Origin of the sequence: Faecalibacterium sp. Marseille-Q3530, from assembly GCF_017377625.1 — a bacterium.
In the GTDB taxonomy this organism is placed as follows: domain Bacteria; phylum Bacillota; class Clostridia; order Oscillospirales; family Ruminococcaceae; genus Faecalibacterium; species Faecalibacterium prausnitzii_E.
Genome location: NZ_JAFREH010000003.1, coordinates 165,630 through 184,958, shown reverse-complemented (window position 1 = coordinate 184,958; position 19,329 = coordinate 165,630). Strand labels below are relative to the sequence as shown.

At 60.3% G+C, this 19,329-nt stretch carries 18 protein-coding genes, 4 tRNA genes and 1 rRNA gene; 17 read left to right on the top strand and 6 right to left on the bottom strand.

Annotated features, from left to right (window positions below):
• Window positions 1-154: 154 nt before the first annotated feature.
• From rrf to J3350_RS05125, 8 genes are all read left to right on the top strand, one after another.
• Window positions 155-271 (top strand): 5S ribosomal RNA (gene rrf / locus J3350_RS05160).
• Between the two features lie 100 nt (window positions 272-371).
• Window positions 372-1,133, top strand: a complete 762-nt coding sequence (locus J3350_RS05155; RefSeq protein WP_207685928.1) for a hypothetical protein — start codon at window positions 372-374, stop codon at window positions 1,131-1,133.
• A complete protein-coding gene (locus J3350_RS05150; protein WP_207685927.1) occupies window positions 1,134-1,655 on the top strand; it encodes a GNAT family N-acetyltransferase in 522 nt (173 codons plus the stop codon).
• Between the two features lie 124 nt (window positions 1,656-1,779).
• Window positions 1,780-5,106, top strand: a complete 3,327-nt coding sequence (locus tag J3350_RS05145) for a DEAD/DEAH box helicase (RefSeq protein ID WP_207685926.1) — start codon at window positions 1,780-1,782, stop codon at window positions 5,104-5,106.
• On the top strand, window positions 5,103-6,086 hold the full coding sequence (locus tag J3350_RS05140) for a C40 family peptidase (protein ID WP_207685925.1): 984 nt from the start codon (window positions 5,103-5,105) through the stop codon (window positions 6,084-6,086). Before J3350_RS05145 ends, J3350_RS05140 begins: the two co-directional genes overlap by 4 nt.
• Before the next feature lie 169 nt (window positions 6,087-6,255).
• A complete protein-coding gene (locus J3350_RS05135) occupies window positions 6,256-7,257 on the top strand; it encodes a dipeptidase (RefSeq protein WP_207685924.1) in 1,002 nt (333 codons plus the stop codon).
• Window positions 7,258-7,279: 22 nt separating this feature from the next.
• Window positions 7,280-8,131, top strand: coding sequence for a serine hydrolase (locus J3350_RS05130; RefSeq protein ID WP_097792999.1), 852 nt, complete (start codon window positions 7,280-7,282; stop codon window positions 8,129-8,131).
• A gap of 90 nt (window positions 8,132-8,221) precedes the next feature.
• On the top strand, window positions 8,222-9,001 hold the full coding sequence (locus J3350_RS05125) for a TSUP family transporter (RefSeq protein WP_242700138.1): 780 nt from the start codon (window positions 8,222-8,224) through the stop codon (window positions 8,999-9,001).
• A 52-nt stretch (window positions 9,002-9,053) separates the two neighbouring features.
• On the opposite strand, the gene J3350_RS05120 is transcribed toward J3350_RS05125, so the two are convergent.
• Window positions 9,054-9,914, bottom strand: a complete 861-nt coding sequence (locus J3350_RS05120) for a DegV family protein (RefSeq protein ID WP_207685923.1) — start codon at window positions 9,912-9,914, stop codon at window positions 9,054-9,056.
• A gap of 193 nt (window positions 9,915-10,107) precedes the next feature.
• On the opposite strand from J3350_RS05120, the gene J3350_RS05115 reads away from it, so the two are divergent.
• From J3350_RS05115 to J3350_RS05090, 6 genes are all read left to right on the top strand, one after another.
• Complete coding sequence (locus J3350_RS05115; RefSeq protein ID WP_207685922.1) at window positions 10,108-10,527, top strand: CPBP family intramembrane glutamic endopeptidase; 420 nt, start codon at window positions 10,108-10,110, stop codon at window positions 10,525-10,527.
• Complete coding sequence (locus J3350_RS05110; RefSeq protein WP_118552099.1) at window positions 10,524-11,012, top strand: nucleoside deaminase; 489 nt, start codon at window positions 10,524-10,526, stop codon at window positions 11,010-11,012. Before J3350_RS05115 ends, J3350_RS05110 begins: the two co-directional genes overlap by 4 nt.
• Before the next feature lie 247 nt (window positions 11,013-11,259).
• Entirely contained in the window at window positions 11,260-12,240 is a 981-nt protein-coding gene (ymfI, locus tag J3350_RS05105; protein WP_207685921.1) for an elongation factor P 5-aminopentanone reductase, read from the top strand.
• Window positions 12,241-12,320: 80 nt separating this feature from the next.
• Entirely contained in the window at window positions 12,321-13,703 is a 1,383-nt protein-coding gene (locus J3350_RS05100) for an RNA polymerase sigma factor (RefSeq protein ID WP_097792993.1), read from the top strand.
• An 80-nt stretch (window positions 13,704-13,783) separates the two neighbouring features.
• Window positions 13,784-13,951, top strand: coding sequence for a hypothetical protein (locus J3350_RS05095; RefSeq protein WP_179859525.1), 168 nt, complete (start codon window positions 13,784-13,786; stop codon window positions 13,949-13,951).
• Between the two features lie 70 nt (window positions 13,952-14,021).
• Window positions 14,022-14,097: transfer RNA gene (locus J3350_RS05090), tRNA-Thr, on the top strand.
• A 495-nt stretch (window positions 14,098-14,592) separates the two neighbouring features.
• Here the strand turns inward: J3350_RS05090 and J3350_RS05085 are convergent.
• The 5 genes from J3350_RS05085 to J3350_RS05065 all read right to left on the bottom strand — a co-directional run bounded on the left by J3350_RS05085 (window position 14,593) and on the right by J3350_RS05065 (window position 16,938).
• Window positions 14,593-15,810: an iron-containing alcohol dehydrogenase gene (locus J3350_RS05085; protein WP_207685920.1), complete on the bottom strand. Its 1,218-nt coding sequence runs from the start codon at window positions 15,808-15,810 to the stop codon at window positions 14,593-14,595.
• 193 nt (window positions 15,811-16,003) lie between these two features.
• Window positions 16,004-16,079 (bottom strand) — tRNA-Thr (locus J3350_RS05080).
• A 3-nt stretch (window positions 16,080-16,082) separates the two neighbouring features.
• Window positions 16,083-16,159 (bottom strand) — tRNA-Asp (locus J3350_RS05075).
• Between the two features lie 182 nt (window positions 16,160-16,341).
• Window positions 16,342-16,417: transfer RNA gene (locus J3350_RS05070), tRNA-Trp, on the bottom strand.
• A gap of 71 nt (window positions 16,418-16,488) precedes the next feature.
• Complete coding sequence (locus tag J3350_RS05065) at window positions 16,489-16,938, bottom strand: Rrf2 family transcriptional regulator (protein WP_097792991.1); 450 nt, start codon at window positions 16,936-16,938, stop codon at window positions 16,489-16,491.
• Between the two features lie 138 nt (window positions 16,939-17,076).
• Between J3350_RS05065 and J3350_RS05060 the strand changes: the two genes are divergently transcribed.
• The 3 genes from J3350_RS05060 to J3350_RS05050 all read left to right on the top strand — a co-directional run bounded on the left by J3350_RS05060 (window position 17,077) and on the right by J3350_RS05050 (window position 19,328).
• On the top strand, window positions 17,077-17,400 hold the full coding sequence (locus J3350_RS05060; RefSeq protein WP_207685919.1) for a rhodanese-like domain-containing protein: 324 nt from the start codon (window positions 17,077-17,079) through the stop codon (window positions 17,398-17,400).
• A 145-nt stretch (window positions 17,401-17,545) separates the two neighbouring features.
• On the top strand, window positions 17,546-17,980 hold the full coding sequence (locus J3350_RS05055; RefSeq protein WP_207685918.1) for a hypothetical protein: 435 nt from the start codon (window positions 17,546-17,548) through the stop codon (window positions 17,978-17,980).
• A gap of 130 nt (window positions 17,981-18,110) precedes the next feature.
• Complete coding sequence (locus J3350_RS05050; protein WP_097792988.1) at window positions 18,111-19,328, top strand: cysteine desulfurase family protein; 1,218 nt, start codon at window positions 18,111-18,113, stop codon at window positions 19,326-19,328.
• Window position 19,329: the final 1 nt, after the last annotated feature.

Here is a 19,329-nt window from a genome sequence, read left to right as displayed (position 1 = left end):
GTGTACTAATAGATCGAGGGCTTGACCACAATTCGCTTGAGACTCAAAGAGTCAACGAAAAAATGTTAGCAGTGATTATTCAGTTTTGAAGGCACGTCCTTCTAAAAACACTGGACAAACAGTAGACTGTATGTTATACTGATTCAGTCATATGGTCGGTGACGATGACGGTGAGGTCCCACCTGTTCCCATTCCGAACACAGTAGTTAAGCTCACTCGTGCCCAAGATAGTTAGCTGGAAACGGCTTGTGAAAATAGGTAGTCGCCGACTTGATCGAAACGCTCTAAGAGAAATCTTAGGGCGTTTTTTGTTGCACGTTGGGACCCGCTCTGGTAGAATGAAAGAAACGACTGTAAGGGAGGTACCGGAAATGGATTGGGTCATGTGTCTGCTGCCCTTTGCCGTGTGTTTTGTGGGCTTTCTTGCCGCCGCGAAGGTGACGAAAAAGAAAAAGCGGATTCTGGCTGCGGCCGGGGTCGTGCTGTTTCTGGCGGCTGCATTCGGCTCGCTGGCCGTTTACCGGAATCAAAAGATCACGAAGCCCATCCGGGATAGTGAGCTGCTCGCAGTGGCAGAACTGCGTCTGGACGCGTTCCTGGGGGATGCAGAGCTGAACGATTTCCAGACCGACCGTCTGACCGAGCTGTATGGTGCGCTGGGACACTATCTGAACAGCCTGGTCTATCTGCCCTGCATCAACCAGGATACATTTGATGCGGGTACCCAGGATGTGATCCTGCAATTCGGAACGGAGGAAGAGGTAAAACTCTGGCTGGCGTTCTATCCCGACCGCCGGATCTGCCTCGTGAACGGGAAAAAGGCCTATGTTTTTCCAGGTGGAACGGCCGCTTACCAGAAGATCGAAGCGATCCTGGCCTCGGACAGCGTACAGACCACTGTGACTATCACGGCACTGGATGCGGCAAACGACCAGCTGACGGCTTCGGATGCAGAGGGAAAAGAGTATGTGATCCACGGCATCTCAGAAAAGCTGCGGACGCGGGACGAAGAGCAGGTGGACGTCAAGGCGCTTTCGGCAGGCGATACGCTGACCGTGCTTTCGGATGGCACGGCTCTGCTGAGTGCTCCCAGTCAGTTTGCGCATATTTATAAGGTCTATTGGGAGGAATAAATGGACATTTTACCTATTGAAACACCTCGCTTGCTGCTCCGGCAGTTTGCGGTAGAGGATGCCGAAGATGTATTTGCAATTTTTTCGGACGAGCAGACCACGCTGGACTGCGGAGGATACCATGCCTTTGATGCGATGGATGAGGAATATGGCCGCTTGATGCAGAAATTTGCGGGGCAGACCCGATACAGTGTGGTGGAAAAGAAGACCGGGCGGGTCGTTGCAGTGATTTCGATGATGGACGCCGGACGGGCTGTTCCGGGCTGGGACCTGGGCATTGAAGTGGTACCGGATGCCCGCCGGAAGGGATACGCACGTGAAGCATTGGCCGCGGTGGTGCGGACCTATTTTGAACAGACGGATACCGTGCTGTTCACTGGAGGACACTATGCTTATAATACGGCGTCCGGTGCGCTGCTGAAACAGCTGGGGTTCGTCTATGAGGGTGTGAAGCACAAAGCGATGCGCCATGCCGAACGCGGCCCGACTGACCTGGTGTGCTATTTCCTGGAAAAAGAATGAATGCCGAGCGATTTCCGCTGTCTCTTCTTCAAGAGGCGGCGGATTTTTTATGCAAAAGCCTTGCATCTGGCCCACCGGTGCGGTATGCTTAACCAATAGAGCTCGCAGGGGGAGGGAAACCGGGATGGATATGGAAGAGATCCAGTATCTGCTGGGCAGCGCGATCTTTGCGCGGGCAAAAAAATATGTGAAACTCATCGAATCGTATGAATGCAAGACCGAAGAGAATGGGGTCCGGCATCTGAGCGCAGAGGTGGAGGGCAGCGGAGACAATCTGTATGAGACGGAGGCATGGCTGCGCCAGAACGGCAGCTTTGTCAGCGCGAGCTGCACCTGCTCCTATAATGACAATGGCAACGGTCTGTTCTGCAAACATATCGGCGCGCTTCTGCTGTATGACCAAAAAGAAACGGCGCAGACGCAGAAATCGTGTTCTTCTAAGATCGGCCTCACCGCGATCCCCGGCGTCGTGCGGGGCACGGCCAACCTGCCCGAAGAGCCGGAACCAGCCCGGAAGGACAGCTATGCCTCCGGGTTGCAAATGCTGTTCGGGCGGAAATGGCGGGGCGAAGAGCCGGAATCGGACCCGGAGGCCCGCGCCCTGCTGCGCACCTATCGGGAAGGGGAGCTCTCCGAAGTGGAGGACAACATCCTGCCCCAGCGCACCGGCTTTGTGGAGCTGGAACCGGAACTGACCGTGCTGCAGGGCGGCACACCCTGGCTGCGGCTCCGCATCTCGGACGGCGGACGGTCCTATGTGGTCAAGAGCCTGGAGGAACTGCTGTCGCATATTGAAAACAACCAGGTTGTCAGCTACGGAAAATCGCTGGCGTTCCAGCACCGGTGGGATGCCTTTACGCCGGAGGCCCGGCAGCTGCTGAACCTGCTGCGGCGGGAGATCATCAACCGGCAGCAGCTGGAAACGCGGGGCTATACCACGAGCCGCTACGCGGAGACCGGCCCGGCCGGCGGCATCACACTGACGGGAGAGACCTTCGACGCCCTTGTGAACCTGTATGCCGACCGGCACGAGCTGGGCGGCTATGCCTTAAAGGAAGGCATCCCCTCCCTGACGATCCAGGTGGAACGGCGGCGCGGCGGTGTGCAGATCAACGTGCGGCCGTCGCTGGGTTCGATCAAAGGGCTGGATTTTGATTACCTTTACAGCGAGGATACCATCTGGCGGCTGGATCGTGCAGCCACCGCCCGGATGCTGCCTGCGTTCCGGGGACTGAGCGGAAGAAATCTGTTCTTTACGAGCGGGGACGCCACGGCTTTTTGCAGCTATGTGCTGCCGGAACTGGGCCGCTATGTGACCATCGAAGACCCGGAACGGCTGCTGCTGAACCAGATCCCGCTGGCGCCGGTGACGCAGTTCTATCTGGATGCGCCGCAGATGGGGACCGTGAGCGCCCATCTGGAATTTTTGTACGGCGAGGACCGCGTGACGCCCTTTGCTCCGCCGCCGCAGGGCCTGCTGCGGGATGCCCGCACTGAGGACCGCGCTGCCCGCCTGCTGGGCCGGTATTTGCAGCCGAGCGCGGGGCCGATGCAGTACAGCGCATCCGAGGAGGAAGCAGTCTACCGCTTTCTGGACGAGGGCGTCCCGGTTCTGATGAACGAGGGCGAAGTCTACCTGACCGATGCGTTCCGCAATCTGCAGGCCCCGCCGCCGAAGATCTCGGTGGGGGTGTCGGTGCATGGAAGCGTCCTCGACCTGGAAGTGGACACCGATGCGTTCCCGGTGGGGGAGCTGAAGGCCCTGCTGAAGTCGCTCCACCAGAAAAAACGCTACCACCGCCTGCGGGATGGCCGCCTGCTCAAGCTGGACGAGGAGTTCGAAGGGCTGGACGAGCTGAACGAGACGTTGGAGCTCTCCGGGGTCAAGCTGAGCAAGAACCACGCGGAACTGCCTCTTTACCGGGCACCGAGTCTGGACCGGGCGCTGTCGGGGCAGAGCGGGATCCACTTCAACCGCGACGATGCGTTCCGTCGGATCAGCCGCAGCTTCCATGCGGTAAAGGACAGCGAGTATACGCCGCCTGCTTCCCTACAAAAAGTATTGCGAAAGTACCAGCGCGATGGCTACCGCTGGCTGCGGACGCTGGATGGATATGGCATGGGCGGCATCCTGGCCGATGATATGGGTCTGGGCAAAACGGTGCAGGTGCTGAGCTACCTGCTCTCCATCAAGGAGCTGGGGGAGGAGGCCCTCCCTAGCCTCATCGTCTGCCCGGCGTCGCTGGTGCTGAACTGGGCCGAAGAGTGCCAGAAGTTCACGCCGGAGCTGCGCTGCATCGTTGTGGACGGCGGCGCAGCCCACCGCGCGGCCCTGGCCGAACAGTGGGAGGGGGCAGACCTTGTGGTGACGAGCTACGACCTGCTCCGCCGCGACGAGGCGCTGTATGCAGACCGGAAATTCTATGCCTGCATCCTGGATGAGGCGCAGGCCATCAAGAACCATACCACCCAGAAATACAAGGCCGTGTGCCGGGTGAACAGCCGGGTGCGCTTTGCGCTGACCGGTACGCCGGTGGAAAACCGGCTGGGTGAGCTGTGGAGCATCTTCTCCTTCCTGATGCCGGGTTATCTGCCGCCCTACAAGAGCTTCTGCACCCGGTTCGAAAAGCCCATCGTGCAGGAGAATGACCCGACGGCGGTGCGGCGGCTGAACCAGCTGACCGGGCCGTTCATCCTCCGCCGCATGAAGGCGGAGGTGCTGAAGGAGCTGCCGCCCAAGACCGAGAACATCTACCGCATCGAGCTGGAAGAAGAACAGCGCAAGCTCTATCTGGCGGCAGTGCTAGATGCCCGCGAAAAGCTCAAGGCGGCCAAACCCGAAGACAAGATGGCCGTGTTTGCCGTGCTGATGCGGCTGCGGGAGATCTGCTGCGACCCGCACCTCATCGCCGACAACTGGGCGGGCGGCAGCGCCAAGCTGGACGCCTGCACCGAGCTGGTGACCTCCGCCGTGGAGGGCGGGCACCGCATCCTGCTGTTCAGCCAGTTCACCTCCATGCTGGATCTGCTGGCCAAACGTCTGGATGAAGCAGGCATCAGCCACTTCACGCTGCAGGGCTCGACCCCGAAGCCGGTCCGCGCCGAGCTGGTGCGGCGGTTCAACGGGGGCGAGGTGAGCGTTTTCCTCATCTCGCTGCGGGCGGGCGGCACCGGCCTGAACCTGACCGCCGCCGACATCGTCATCCACTACGACCCATGGTGGAACGTGGCAGCGCAGAACCAGGCCACCGACCGTGCCTATCGCATCGGCCAGCAGAACCCGGTGCAGGTGTACAAGCTCATTGCACAGGATACCATCGAAGAAAAGATCGTTGCATTGCAGCAGGCCAAGCAGTCGCTGGCCGACACGGTGACGGGCAGCGCCGACGGCGCGATCCTGTCGATGAAGCCGGAAGAGCTGCTGGAATTGTTGGAGGTGCCGGAACCATGAACTTTGCGATTTTTGCACGGCCGGTCGTGACCATTTACGACCTGACCGAAACGACGAAGGAAAGCGACGCGGGGGTCGTCTCCACCATCGGGGACGAGGGCCTGTATGGGCAGGTCTGCCAGGTGCGCACGGCCCCCGGCGGCGTGACGGCAGAGGGCGTACCGCTGCCGGAGGAGATGGCCGAAGTGGTCAGCTTTTACGGCTATCACGGCTATGTGTTCGCATCGGAGCTGCGGTTCTGCGGGGAAGCGGAACTGCGGAGCTACCTTGCCGCCGAATGGGTGATGGCGGGCCGCGCGACCGATGTGCTGACCTTGCCCAAGGTGCAGGGCGTCCGGCTGCTGGAGCTGGAGCGCGGGGCGCTGCTGCGCCGCCTGCCCGAAGAGGCCCCCCACGACGGCTGGGCGCTGGTCCGGCTCGTGGATGGACGGACCGGCTATGTCCGGGCTGTGGCGCTGGAGCCGGTGCGCTGGCCGATGACGGCGGTGTTCACCCAGCAGGCAGGCCGCCGCTTCGACGAGGCACTGGCGCTGGCCGAGGGGTGCAGGCCCGAAGAGCTTGTGCCCCGTGCCCTTGACCGCTGGTACGGCGGCAGCGAGGAAGCGTTCCGGAATGCGCTGGCCGAGCAGGCCAAACGGTATCTGGGCACAGAGTACCGCTGGGGTGGCAAGTCGGGCCGGGGCATCGACTGCTCCGGCCTCGTGAGCAGCGCCTACATGCAGTGCGGCGTCCTCATCTACCGGGACGCCCGACTCGTGGAGGGCTGGCCCATGCACGAGATCCCGAAGGAACAGGTCAAGCGCGGCGATGCGCTCTACTTCCCCGGCCACATCGCGCTCTATCTGGGCGAGGGGCGGTACATCCACTCCACCGGTGCCGCAGGGAGCGGCGGCGTGGTGCTCAACAGCCTGGACCCGGACGACCCGCTCTACCGGGAAGATCTGGTGAAAAGCCTGTATGCGGTGGGAAGTTTGTTTTGAACCCGCTCCGTCTCGCTCCGCCTGTCAGCTCCTCCGAAAGGGGGGCGCTTTGGGCAAGGCCGGGAACGCTGCACGGACTGCCAAGGCCTCTCCTACAAGGAGAGGCGGCATTGCGAAGCAATGACGGAGAGGTTGTACGAAGGAACGATAGCAGAAAGGACGACATGTTATGAAAGTCTTTGATCTCCATTGTGATACCCTGAGCGAACTGCGCTATGCCGAGCGGCGGGGCGAAGCCAAGAGCTTTGCAACCAATGATCTGCACATTGATCTGGAAAAGCTGCACAAGGGCGACTACATGCTGCAATGCTTTGCCGCTTTTGTGAACCTGAGCGACCCGACCCCCGGCGCAGACCCGCTGGTGACGGCGCTGGAAGAGGTGGATGTGTTCAAGCGGATCATGGCGAAGTATTCCGACCAGATCGCGCCGGTCTACCGCCCGGAGGACATCCGCCGCAACGCGCAGGCCGGAAAGATCAGCGGAATGCTGACCATCGAGGAGGGCGGCTGCTGCAAGGGCAGCCTGGGTGTGCTGCGGCAGATGTATGAGCTGGGTGCCCGCATGATGACCCTGACCTGGAACCACGAAAACGAGCTGGCCAGCCCCAATGTGGTGCCCGGCGGGGGCGGGGACATCTGGCCCTGCAAGCCCAACACCGAGACCGGCCTGAAGGAGCGCGGGTTTGAATTTCTGGCCGAGATGGAGCGCCTGCACATGATCGTGGACGTGAGCCACCTGTCCGACCGGGGGTTCTGGGATATCGCGGAGCACAGCACTCGCCCCTTTGCGGCCAGCCACTCCAACTGCCGCGCTCTGGCACCCCACTGCCGCAACCTGACCGACGAGATGATTCGCGTCATGGCCGAAAAGGGCGGTCTCGTGGGCCTGAACTACTGCTCCGGCTTCCTGGATGATCAGCCGCGCCCGGAACTCTGCCGCAGCACCACGGCCCTGATGGCCCGGCACGCAGCCCATTTCAAGCAGGTGGGCGGCATTGAAATCATCGGCCTGGGCAGCGACTTTGACGGCATCGGCGGCAAGCTGGAAATGGGCGACTGCTCCAAACTGCCGCTGCTGGCCGACGCGCTGCGGAAGGAAGGCTTCACCGAGGACGAGGTGGAGCAGATCTTCTTCCGCAATGCCCAGCGCTTCTTCGAGGAAAATCTGTAAATAGAAAGGGAAAGATTCCGAAATGGATAAAAATATGACGCTGGAAAAGCGGATCGCGGCCGAACTGTACTCCTATCAGGGCAAGATGAGCGTTTTTGTGGACGACCTGCAGGGCCGCACGGTCGAGATCGGGGCCGATGAAGCATTCGAGACGGCCTCGACCATCAAGGCATTCATCCTGGCGGCGCTGTATCTGCAGGTCAGCCGGGGCAAGGCCAGCCTGGACGAGCGCATCACCTACGAGGAGAGCCAGTTCGTGGACGGCTCCGGTATGCTGCGGGCGCTGGGCGTGGGCGCGGCGCTCAAGGTGAAGGATACCGCCACCATGATGATCATCTGCTCGGACAACATCGCCACCAATATGATCATCGACTATCTGGGGCTGGATACGATCAACGCCTGCATCCGGGAGCTGGGCTTTGCCCACACGGTGCTGCACAATCCGCTCCACTTTGACCGCTACCGCGACCTTGGCACCACCACCCCCCGCGATTACGCGGCGCTGTTCGCGCAGGTGGCAAAGGGCACCCTCGTCAGCAAAGAGGCCAGCGCGGAGATGCTGGCCATCTTCCGCCAGCAGCACTACAATACTATGCTGACCCACGATTTCCCGCAGTTCTATCTGGACTGCGAGGAGACAGGCGAACCGGAACGCATCTGGGTGGCCAGCAAGAGCGGCAGTATGAACGCCTGCCGCAACGACGGCGGCATCGTCCACACCCCTTACGGCGAGTATGTCATCGTGCTGATGAACAAAGATTTCCATGATATCATCGAGTACAACGACCACCCCTCCATGGTCTACGGTGCCCGCGTCTCCCGGATGATCCTGGACCAGATCCTGGCCTGCGAGGGCAGACTGTATCTGGACTGACCCATTCGCAGTGGTCCGTCGGCTCCTCCCGGAGGAACCGGCCGTGAAAAACTGAAAAAATATAAAACAACGTGAAAAATAGAGGGAAACATGACAGAAAGTATAACGATCTCCCCGCTGATGCTGGTCTTCCTGATGTGCATGACCGGCTTTGCGGGCTTTGTGGACTCGGCAGCGGGCGGCGGCGGACTCATCAGCCTGCCTGCCTACCTGTTTGCGGGGCTCCCGGCCCACTACACCTACGGTACCAACAAATTCAGCGCCGCCTGCGGCACCACCTTTGCCACGGCGCAGTTTTTCCAAAAGGGTGCCATGAACATCAAAGTGGGCCTGCTGGCAGCAGCAGGCAGCTTTGTGGGCAGTGCCCTTGGCTCCCACATCGTGCTGCTGCTCAGCGATGAGGCGCTGCAGGCCATGATGCTCGTCATCCTGCCCATCGCGGCCGTGCTCATCCTGTGGCGGCGGAACCTGCCGGACGAGAACCGCGACGACGGCACCCTGACGGCCAAAAAGGCCGTGCTGGCTCTGGCCATCGGTCTGGGCATCGGCCTGTACGATGGCATCTTCGGCCCCGGCACCGGCACCTTTGCCATCATCGCCTTTACCACCCTGATGGGCTTTGACCTGCGCACGGCAGGCGGAAACGCCAAGGTGCTCAACCTTGCCAGCAACTACGCCAGCCTGGTCACCTACCTGATGAACGGGCTGGTGGTCTTCTCGGTGGGCATCCCCTGCGCCGTCAGCGGCATCGTGGGCAACCTGCTGGGGTCGCATTTTGCCCTGAAGAACGGCGCCAAGTTCATCCGCCCCATGATGCTCGTGGTGCTGGTGCTCCTGCTGGGCAAGCTCGTTTCGGACGCGGTGCTGTAAACAAAAAAACGAGGAACTGCACAAAACAGTTCCTCGTTTTTGCGTCTGGGGGTTACAGATCCAGCGTCAGGGCCTTGTCGAAGAAGGCGATGCCGAAAGCGCCGGGGCCGGCGTGGGTGCCGATGACACAGCCGATCTGGCGGACCAGCAGGTCTTCCTGCTGCAGGTTGTCGCGCAGGTAGGTCTGGATGGGCGTCACCTCACGGGGGGAGACGGTGTAACCGGCCAGCGCCGGGAAGGCGGGATTGATGCCGCCCAGCTCCTCGACCTTCTTGAACAGGGCCACATAGGCGCCGGGCAGGCCGCGGGCCTTGCCTGCCATAGCGACCTTGCCGTCCTGGATGGTGATAATGGGCTTGATGCCCAGCATCCCGCCTGCAACGGCTACGGCAGCGGGCAGGCGGCCGCCCTTGCGCAGGTACTTCAGGTCGTCGATGGCGGCCACGAGGTGCAGGTGCTCCTTGGCGTGTTCCAGAATGGCGGCGATCTGACCGGCCGTTTTGCCGGAATCCCGCAGCTGGACGGCCAGGCGAACGAGCAGGGCTTCGCTCAGGCAGACGTGTCCGCTGTCCACAAAGAGGACGTTATCCACATTGGCCATGTCAGCGGCCAGCTTGGCGCACTGGTAGGTGCCGGACAGTGCGTGGGACAGGAAGATGCCGATGACCTCGTCCCCGGCGGCAGCGGCTTCGAGGAAGAAGTTCTCGAACAGTTCCGGGCTGGGCTGGCTGGTGGTGGGCAGCTTGCGGCACCCGGCCAGGATCTCATAATAGGCGGAGGGGGTCATGTCCACGCCATCCCGCAGGACGGTGCCGTCCTCCAGCGTGACGTTCAGGGGGATGACGGTCACGCCCAGCTGCTCGGCTTCGGCGGGCAGGATGTCGGACGCAGAATCGGTGAGAATACGGATCATAAATACAATACCTCCGAGGGTCGTGGCCGTAAAACGACCAATTCATCAGAAAAGTCGTGGGAATTATACCAGATGCAGAGGGAAAAAGTCAATTGTTTGAGCAAAAATTTCTTCGCATTTTCGCAAAACAGCTCCGCGGCTTGCGCAAATGGGGGCGGATGTGGTACAATGTCCGCCGATGGGAGGGCTGTGCGTGAAAGAAAAACAGGAACCGGCCGCGTTCTGGAAAACGTTCGGTCTGGCGGCGCTGCTCTGGGCTGCACTGGCAGCGGGGTCTGAACTGCTGTTTCCGTCGTCGGCTGCGGCCCCGGCGGGGGCGGCAGGCCTCCTGCGCAGCTGTCTGGTGCTGCCGGTGGCGGAGGAACTGGTCTTTCGCGGGGTCGCGCTGCGGCTGCTGCGTCCGCTGGGGCGGAATGCGGCCATCCTGGGGCAGGCGGTGCTGTTTGCTGCGCTGCACGGCAGTCTGCGGGCCAAAACGTACGCGCTGGGGATGGGGCTGCTCTTCGGCTGGGCGGCAGACCGGTCGAGAAGCCTTCTGCCCGGCATCCTGCTGCATATCCTGAACAATGGGGCCGTGCTGGCCCGCTGCCTGGCAGAAAGGGGAACACCATGACCGATTATGAATTGATGGGCGCGGCGCTGGCCGAAGCCGAACAGGCCGCTGCGCTGGGCGAAGTACCGGTGGGGGCCGTCATCGCGAAGGACGGCGAGATCATCGCGTCGGCCCACAATACGCGGGAGACCGAGAAAAATGCCCTCCACCATGCCGAGCTGCTGGCCATCGATGCGGCCTGCAAAAAGCTGGGCGGCTGGCGGCTGTGGCAGTGTGAGCTGTTCGTGACGCTGGAACCCTGCCCCATGTGCAGCGGGGCCATCCTCAACAGCCGCATCCGGCGGGTGGTCTACGGGGCGGCAGACACGAAAGCGGGCTGCTGCGGGTCGGTGACCGATCTGTTCGCCCTGCCGTTCAATCACCACCCGGCGGTGGAAAACGGGTTGCGGGCCGAGGAAGCACAGGCGCTGTTGCAGGCGTTTTTCCTCCGGCTGCGGGAGGAGCGGGCCGGCAAACCCCGCTGGAGACCGCCTGTGACGAAGTGAAAACTGAAAAAAGTGGGAACTGCGTGAAAAAGTCTGCGGTTCCCACTTTCTTTTTTCGAGAAATTGTGCTATATTATTCAATGGAAACTTGTCGAAACCACACACAATCGTTCCCAGGCACGCCGCAGGACCGGACTTGACCGGAAGAAGTGAGCAGAGCGCTGTTCTGGGGAGCGTGGAACGGCAGTTCCTCCTGCCTGTGCGGATTTTTGCGTGGGCAGAGAACAAGCGACAGGAGGGCTGACTCTTGTACGATGACGAATTTGAGCTGACATTCAATCTGCAGGACGAGGACGCCGCACCGGTGGAGCTGCCCAAGGCGGCGGAAGAGGCCGGACCGGAAGCCCCGGCTGAAACGCGGGAATCCGCAGCCGATGAGGAACCGACCATCGTGCTGCCGGACCGCAGGCCGGAGCCAGCCGCAGAAGCGGCAGCGCCGGATATGCCGCAACCGGAAGCGCCCGCAGCACCCGAACCGCAGCCGGAGGCACCGCCCCGGCCTGCCAACGGGCGGTGTGTGCTGATCTCCGGCGGCGACCGGGGCATCGGTGCAGCGGCAGCGCGGGCGTTTTACGCGGCGGGCGACCGTGTGGCGGTGTTCTACCACACCAACGCCGACGCGGCGGCGGCTCTGGAACAGGAGCTGCCCGGCTGCATCGCCATCCAGTGTGATGTGGCATCCCGCGCCAGCTGCGAGGTCGCGTTCCATGCGGCGGAGCAGGCGCTGGGCCGGGTAGATGTGCTGGTGAGCAATGCGGGCATCGCCCAGCAGAAGCTGTTCACCGACATCACCCCCGACGAATGGCAGCATATGCTGGACGTGAACCTGACCGGTGCGTTCCACCTGTGCCAGCTGGCGCTGCCGGGGATGATCCGCCGCAAGGCGGGCCGCATCCTGACGGTCAGCAGCATGTGGGGCCAGACCGGCGGCAGCTGCGAGGTCCACTATTCCGCTGCCAAGGCGGGCCTCATCGGCCTCACCAAGGCCCTAGCCAAAGAGGAGGGCCCCAGCGGCATCACCGTCAACTGTGTGGCTCCGGGTGTCATCGACACCGATATGATGGCTGCCTTTACCGCCGAGGACAAGGCGGCGCTGGCCGAGGAGACCCCGGTGGGCCGTCTGGGCAGTGCGGATGAGGTGGCAAAGCTGCTGGTGTTCCTCGCCGGAGAGGATGCCGGGTACATCACCGGCCAGGTGTTCGGCGTGAACGGCGGCCTGGTGATTTGACCGGCCCGACAGCGGACAAAACTATGATACAACGTCACTTCCGGGCGGAACCACGTCCGGCGTGAAAAGGAGAGAGCGAAATGGGCATGACTTTGAAGGAACTGTTGACGAAAGGCGAAGGCACCCTGAGCGCACAGGAGGCCAAAGCGCTGGCCTCGCAGTGCCGGATGGATGTGGAGACCCTCTACACCCTGCTGGAGGAGCGCGGCATCAAAGTTCTGGACAACGAGGCGGAAGAGGATGCCAGCCTGGACGTGGACAGCATCCTTGCCGAGGTGGAGAACGCTGAGGCCAACAGCGATGAGCTGGGCCTGGGCGTTGACGAGGAAGAGGAGGCCGAGGAGAACCCGGCCGACCTGAAGGCAGCGATGGATGAGCTGCTGGACGACCCCGTGAAGAACTACCTCAAGCAGATCGGTCAGATCCCGCTGCTGAGCGCAGAGCAGGAAGTGGAGCTGAGCCGCCGTATCCATGCCGGTGCCGAAGCAGCACACATCCTTCAGGCAGACCGCATCAAGTACGGTGCGCCGGAGTACATCAAGAAGAACAGCGCCCGCTTCTCGTTCGAAGAGGACGAGAACAGCCGCAGCTACAACGAGGATCTGGACGACGAGGGCGGCGAGAAGTCCACCGAGGATGCCGAGGAAAAGGCAGCGGAAGAGAAGGCTGAGGAAGAGATCGAGAACGGCCCTCTGACCGAGGAGCGCCGTCAGGAGCTGCTGAAGACCCGCCGCGACGGCCTGAACGCCCGCCGCAGCCTGAGCGAAGCCAACCTGCGTCTGGTCGTTTCCATCGCCAAGAAGCATGTGGGCCACAATCTGGCATTCCTGGACCTAATCCAGGAGGGCAACATCGGCCTCATCAAGGCCGCTGAAAAGTTCGACTGCGACCGCGGCTTCCGCTTCTCCACCTACGCCACCTGGTGGATCCGTCAGGCCATCACCCGCGCCATCGCAGACCAGGCCCGCACCATCCGCATCCCGGTGCACATGGTGGAGACCATCAACCGGATGCGGCAGGCCACCAACCAGCTGGTCTACCAGAACGGCCACGAGCCCACCCCGGAAGAGCTGGCAAAGGCCATGGATATGAGCGTCGAGCGCGTCCGTGAGATCCAGCGCATGGCGCAGGAGCCGGCCAGCCTGGAAAGCCCCGTCGGTGAGGAGGAAGATTCCTCGCTGGGCGATTTCGTCGCCGACGAAAACGCTGAAGCTCCCGGCAAGGCAGCCGACCGCGCCATGGTGGCCCAGCAGATCAACCAGGCCCTCAAGAGCCTGACCCCCCGTGAGGAAAAGGTCATCCGTCTGCGCTTCGGTCTGGACGATGGCCGCCCCCGCACGCTGGAAGAGGTCGGCCGCGATTTCGGCGTTACCCGTGAACGTGTCCGCCAGATCGAGGCAAAGGCCATCCGCAAGCTGCACAGCCGCAAGTGCCTGGCGCTGCTGAACGGTCTGATCGAGTAATAAAAATGAATGCGCCATGCCAGACCCTGTTTTTGATCTGGTATGGCGCGTTTTGCATCTGACAAATGGAGGTGCTTTGGATGAGTTACGGTTGGGCAGCGCTCTTTACGCTGGGTGCATGGCTTGTGGGTCTGTTGTTTGAGAGCGCTTTGAATTGGGGAGATATCGGCCTGCACGTTGTGCTCCCTGTCATCGTGATGGGGTGCTGTGTGATGAAATATATCAAAGACAGCGGACAAACAAAATAATTTGCGCTTTTTTGCAAAAACCTCTTGCCAAGCGGTGCGTTTTATGATAAACTAATTGAGCTGTGATTGTGCTGCTATAGCTCAGTTGGTAGAGCGCATCCTTGGTAAGGATGAGGTCTCCAGTTCGAATCTGGATAGCAGCTCCAGTTCAGGACACCTCGAAGCCGTTTGGCTTTGGGGTGTTTTTGTTTTGTAGTTGAAATTTTTATGGTTGAATGATATAATACAACTAAAGAGAACGCTGTCCGGCAACGGTCAGCTCCTCCGTGAAGTCATAAGAATGACCGCCGAGTGTAGGAGCTTCGGGCGGTCATTTCTTATGCAGGTGTGTAAAAATAGTCCAACTGATTTGAAAGGTCACATAAACTGCACCACCAAGCAGTGCGAGCAGCTGTAAGACTTCCGACAGCGTCATGGGCCATTCCCCCTTTCGCAAAAGCGTCGGGGGAAACCATATAAGAAAATCGCCTCCCCCGCAAAAAGCGGAAGGGGCTGACCGCCTACCATATGGACAGCGTTCTCACTTGGTAGTATAACAGAAAGAAAAACAACTTTCAACCAATAAACGCAAGAGCCGCAGGCCCGGTGAGGGTCTGCGGCTCTGCGTTTATGGGAAAGAGGAATCTCAGAAAAGATCGGGATCAGAAATCAACGTCGGTATCGTAGTAGCAGCACTTGAGCAGCTTCTCCATCTCCTCCTGGCTGGGCTGGCGGGGATTGGAACCGGTGCAGGCGTCGCCGATGGCGTTTTTGGCGATCTCCGGCAGACGCTCCAGGAAGACTTCCTCCGGAACGAAGCCCTGCTCAGTGGGATAGGAATCCGGACCGTAGTGCTGGATGCAGTGGGGGATGTTCAGCGCATCGTTCATGCCGCGCAGGTATGCGATGAGCAGCTGGACCTTCTCGTCGTCATTGGCACCGCCGAGCTTCATCTCGTCGGCAATGACGCCATAGCGCTTTTTGGCTTCGGGGTCTTTGGCGTTGAACGCGATGACCTTGGGCAGATACATGGCGTTGGCTGCACCATGGATAATGTGTGCGCCGTAGTCTGCAAAGGCAGCGCCAGTCTTGTGGGCCATGGAGTGGACGATGCCCAGCAGCGCATTGGAGAAGGCCATGCCGGCCAGGCACTGTGCGTTGTGCATCGAATCACGCTTGGCCATGTCGCCGTTGTAGCTGTCCACCAGGTCGCCCTGGATCATCCGGATGGCAAAGATGGCCAGCGGGTCGGTATAATCGCAGTGTGCGGTGGAGACATAAGCCTCAATCGCGTGGGTCATAGCGTCCATGCCGGTGTGTGCGACCAGCTTCTTGGGCATGGTCTCAGCCAGGTCGGGATCGACGATGGCGACGTCCGGGGTGATCTCGAAGTCGGCGATGGGGTACTTGATGCCCTTCTGGTAATCGGTGATGATGGAGAATGCGGTCACCTCGGTGGCGGTGCCGGAGGTGGAAGAGATGGCGCAGAAGTGTGCCTTGCGGCGCAGCGGCGGGATGCCGAAGACCTTGCACATTTCCTCAAAGGTGATCTCCGGGTACTCGTACTTGATCCACATGGCCTTTGCGGCGTCAATGGGGGAACCGCCGCCCATGGCGATGATCCAGTCCGGCTCGAACTTCAGCATGGCCTCGGCACCGCGCATGACGGTCTCGACCGAGGGGTCCGGCTCGATGCCTTCAAACAGCTCGACTTCCATGCCGGCTTCCTTCAGGTAGCTGACCGCACGGTCCAGGAAACCGAACCGCTTCATGGAGCCGCCGCCCACACAGATCATGGCCTTTTTGCCGGTAAAGGACTTCAGGGCTTCCAGCGCGCCCTTGCCGTGGTACAGATCGCGGGGAAGAGTAAAACGTGCCATAGGAATCTACCTCCAAATCATTTTGCTCTGAAATCGTTATGAAAATAACCAATTTGCTTAAACAAATTATACCGCAAACTGTTGAAAACTTCAATGAGCGGAATGGAGAAAGAAGCGCCGTGTTTTGGGCATTTTGATGAACTGTGGAAAACAAAAAACCACCTGAATCCCAAGGATTCAAGTGGTTTCGCTGTGGAGCTGCTATCCAGATTCGAACTGGAGACCTCATCCTTACCAAGGATGCGCTCTACCAACTGAGCTATAGCAGCAAATGGCGACCCGGATCGGGCTCGAACCGACGACCCCCAGCGTGACAGGCTGGTGCTCTAACCAACTGAGCTACCGGGCCATGATCGCTCAAGTTCGCGGCTGTTCACCGCCGGAACGTGCTTTATTATACCCGAAGAATGACTTCTTGTCAAGCAGAAATCTACAAAAACCGCAAAAAACTTTTCGGGAGAAGAGAAAAAGCCGCCCGCAGGCCGAAAATGGGAAAAACAAAACGTCCGGAACGATTGCTCCGGACGTTTGTGGCAGGGGTAGTAAGTCTCGAACTCACGGCACGCGGTTTTGGAGACCGCTGCTCTACCAACTGAGCTATACCCCTAGATCTGTGCTGCATTTTCTGAATGCTTGATTATTATATAAGATTCAGCGTAAAATGTCAAGCACATTTTTTCAATTTTTTGAATTGCAGCCGCAGCAGCCGTCGCTGGCAGAGGGCAGGCTCCGGGCCAGCTGTTCCAGCGTTACGCTGTCGATATACTGGTTGATGACATCGTCCAGCCCGCTCCAGAAGGGCAGGGTGAAGCACTGCTCGGACATGGGGCACTCGTTGGTCTCGCTGCCCAGGCAGGGGATGGGGGCCACGCTGCCCTCGATGGCGCGGAGGATCTCCCCGGCGGTGTAGTCGGCGGGAGCCTTGGTCAGGCGGTAGCCGCCCTGGCTGCCGCGCTCGCTCTTGACAAGGCCGACCCGTGCCAGCGGCGTGACGATCTGTTCCAGATATTTCAGGCTGAGGTTCTGGCGCTCGCTGATCTCCTTCAGCGGGACGGTGGTGCCCGGCGCATAGCGGGCCAGTTCAGCCATCAGCCGCAGCGCATAGCGGCTTTTTGTCGAAAACTTCATAGCGATCTCTCCTTGTTCGTTTTCTTAGTATAACACGCCAAACCGATTTTGAAAAGTGAAAACGCGGCTTTCTCTTGTCGAAACAAAAAAGGTCTGGTATCATATAATAGAGAAAGTATGAGATCAGGAGATGAACCTATGATAGAGAAGATCGAACCGGCCGCAGCCATCCGCCTGCTGGATGCAGGCAAAGCGACTGCGGTGGACGTCCGGGAACCGGACGAGTTTGCGGTGGGGCACATTCCGGGAGCAAAGCTCCTGCCGCTGGGCGAGGTGCTGAGCCGTGCGGCAGAGGTCCTGCCCGACAAGAATGCCCCCTGGCTGATCTACTGCCGCACCGGCCGCCGCAGCGCCGATGCCGTGCAGAAGCTGGACAGCCTCGGCTACACCAACCTCTACGATCTGGGCGGCATTCTGAGCTGGCCGTATGAGATCGAAGGCGATTTTGAGGGACACTTCTAAAACTGTACTCTTTTGCGCGCCAAAAGAGTACCAGAAAAGCGCCCGCTCCGCCCCGCCAGAGCCTCTCCTACCAGGAGAGGTGGAATTGCGAAGCAATGACGGAGAGGTTGTACGAAGGAAACGGAGAGAAAGGGGATGTGCTGCGATGTCTTTTGCAGCGAGAGATTTTGCCGGCAGCCACTGCGGCTGCCGGTATCAGCAGGACTACCGCCCGACGCTGGGGCGGGACGGCAAAAAGGAGTCCGGTACGCTGGAGGTCATCAAATTCTACTACGACGGTGCCATCCGCTTTGAGCAGCACTGCTACGGCGAGGCTGCGACCTTCGTGTTCGGCGTCTGGGCGTCCGGCATGGACGAGGACGGCACCCTGCACTGGGTGCTGCCCGACCGCCGGAAGAGCTACTACGACGAGGCGTATCTGCCCAAAAAACTGGACCGCGTGGACGAAGCCGGAAACCTCTACTTCGATGGCTCGAAATTTCCGTGGAAGCTGGCAGATGATTTTGAGGAAGACAAGCGCTGGGGCTATCCCCGCTGGAAGGTGCTGCTGGGCAGGCTGACCGGCAAAGGAAAAGGCTGAATTGTAAAAAAATCCGGAATTTCTGCAATTCATATTGACATAGTGGGAATACTAGGGTATAAATAGAGAGCGAAGTATTCATTCGGGCGAAAACTGGCCCGATGTTATCCAAGGAAAGGACAGGATCCCTATGGAAATTTCTGAAAAAGTTGTCTATCTGGACAACGCTGCGACCACGGCCTGCGCTCCTGAAGTGCTGGCTGTGATGACCAAGGCGCTGAGCGGCGCCTGCGGCAACCCCAGCAGCCATTACAGCGTCGGCTACGAAGCAAAAGAGTTTGTGGATACCGGCCGTGCACAGGTGGCCAAGGCCATCAACGCTGCCCCGGCCGAGATCTTCTTCACCGGCTGCGGCTCAGAGGCCGACAACTGGGCTGTGAAGGGCACCGCCTTCACCAAGGCGCGCCAGAATAAAAAACACCTCATCACCAGCGCCTTCGAGCACCATGCCATCATGCACAGCATGGCTTCTCTGGAGCGCATGGGCTTTGAAGTCACCTATATCAAACCCACCGCCGAGGGCTACATCCGCCCGGAGGATGTCGAGGCTGCGATCCGCCCCGATACCGCGCTGGTCAGCATCATGATGGCCAACAACGAGATCGGCACCATCCAGCCCATCAAGGAGATCGCGGAGATCGCCCACAAGCACGGCGTCTGGATGCACACCGATGCGGTGCAGGCTGTGGGTGCCATCCCTGTGGACGTCAAGGAGCTGGGCGTGGATATGCTGTCCATGAGCGCTCACAAGTTCAACGGCCCCAAGGGCATGGGCGCACTGTACTGCAAGAAGGGCGTCTGGCCCCAGAACCTCATTGACGGCGGCAGCCAGGAGGCCCGCCACCGCGCCGGTACTGAGAACGTCGCCGGCATCGCCGGTATGGGCAAGGCGCTGGAGATGGCCACGGCCAATCTGGAAGAGCGGATGGCCCACGAGCAGCAGCTGCGGGACTACGTCATCAACCGCATCCTGAAGAACATCCCCGAAGCCCGCCTGAACGGCGGTCTGGAGCACCGCCTGCCCGGCAACGTGAACATCAGCTTCCCCGGCCTGGAGGGCGAGACCATTCTGCTGGACCTGGATATGCACAACATCTGTGCATCGACCGGTTCTGCCTGCAACTCGGACAGCCTGGACCCCAGCCATGTTCTGCTGAGCATCGGTGTGCCGGAAGAGATCGGCCACGGTTCCATGCGGTTCACGTTTGGCCCGCAGAATACCATGGAAGAAGCAGAGTATCTGTGTGACGTGCTGGAGGAGGTCATCCCCCGCCGCCGCGCAATGAGTTGTATGTGGCTGCAGGGCCAGAACAAGGCCCGTCAGTTCAGCCTGAAGGGAGAGCAGTAAA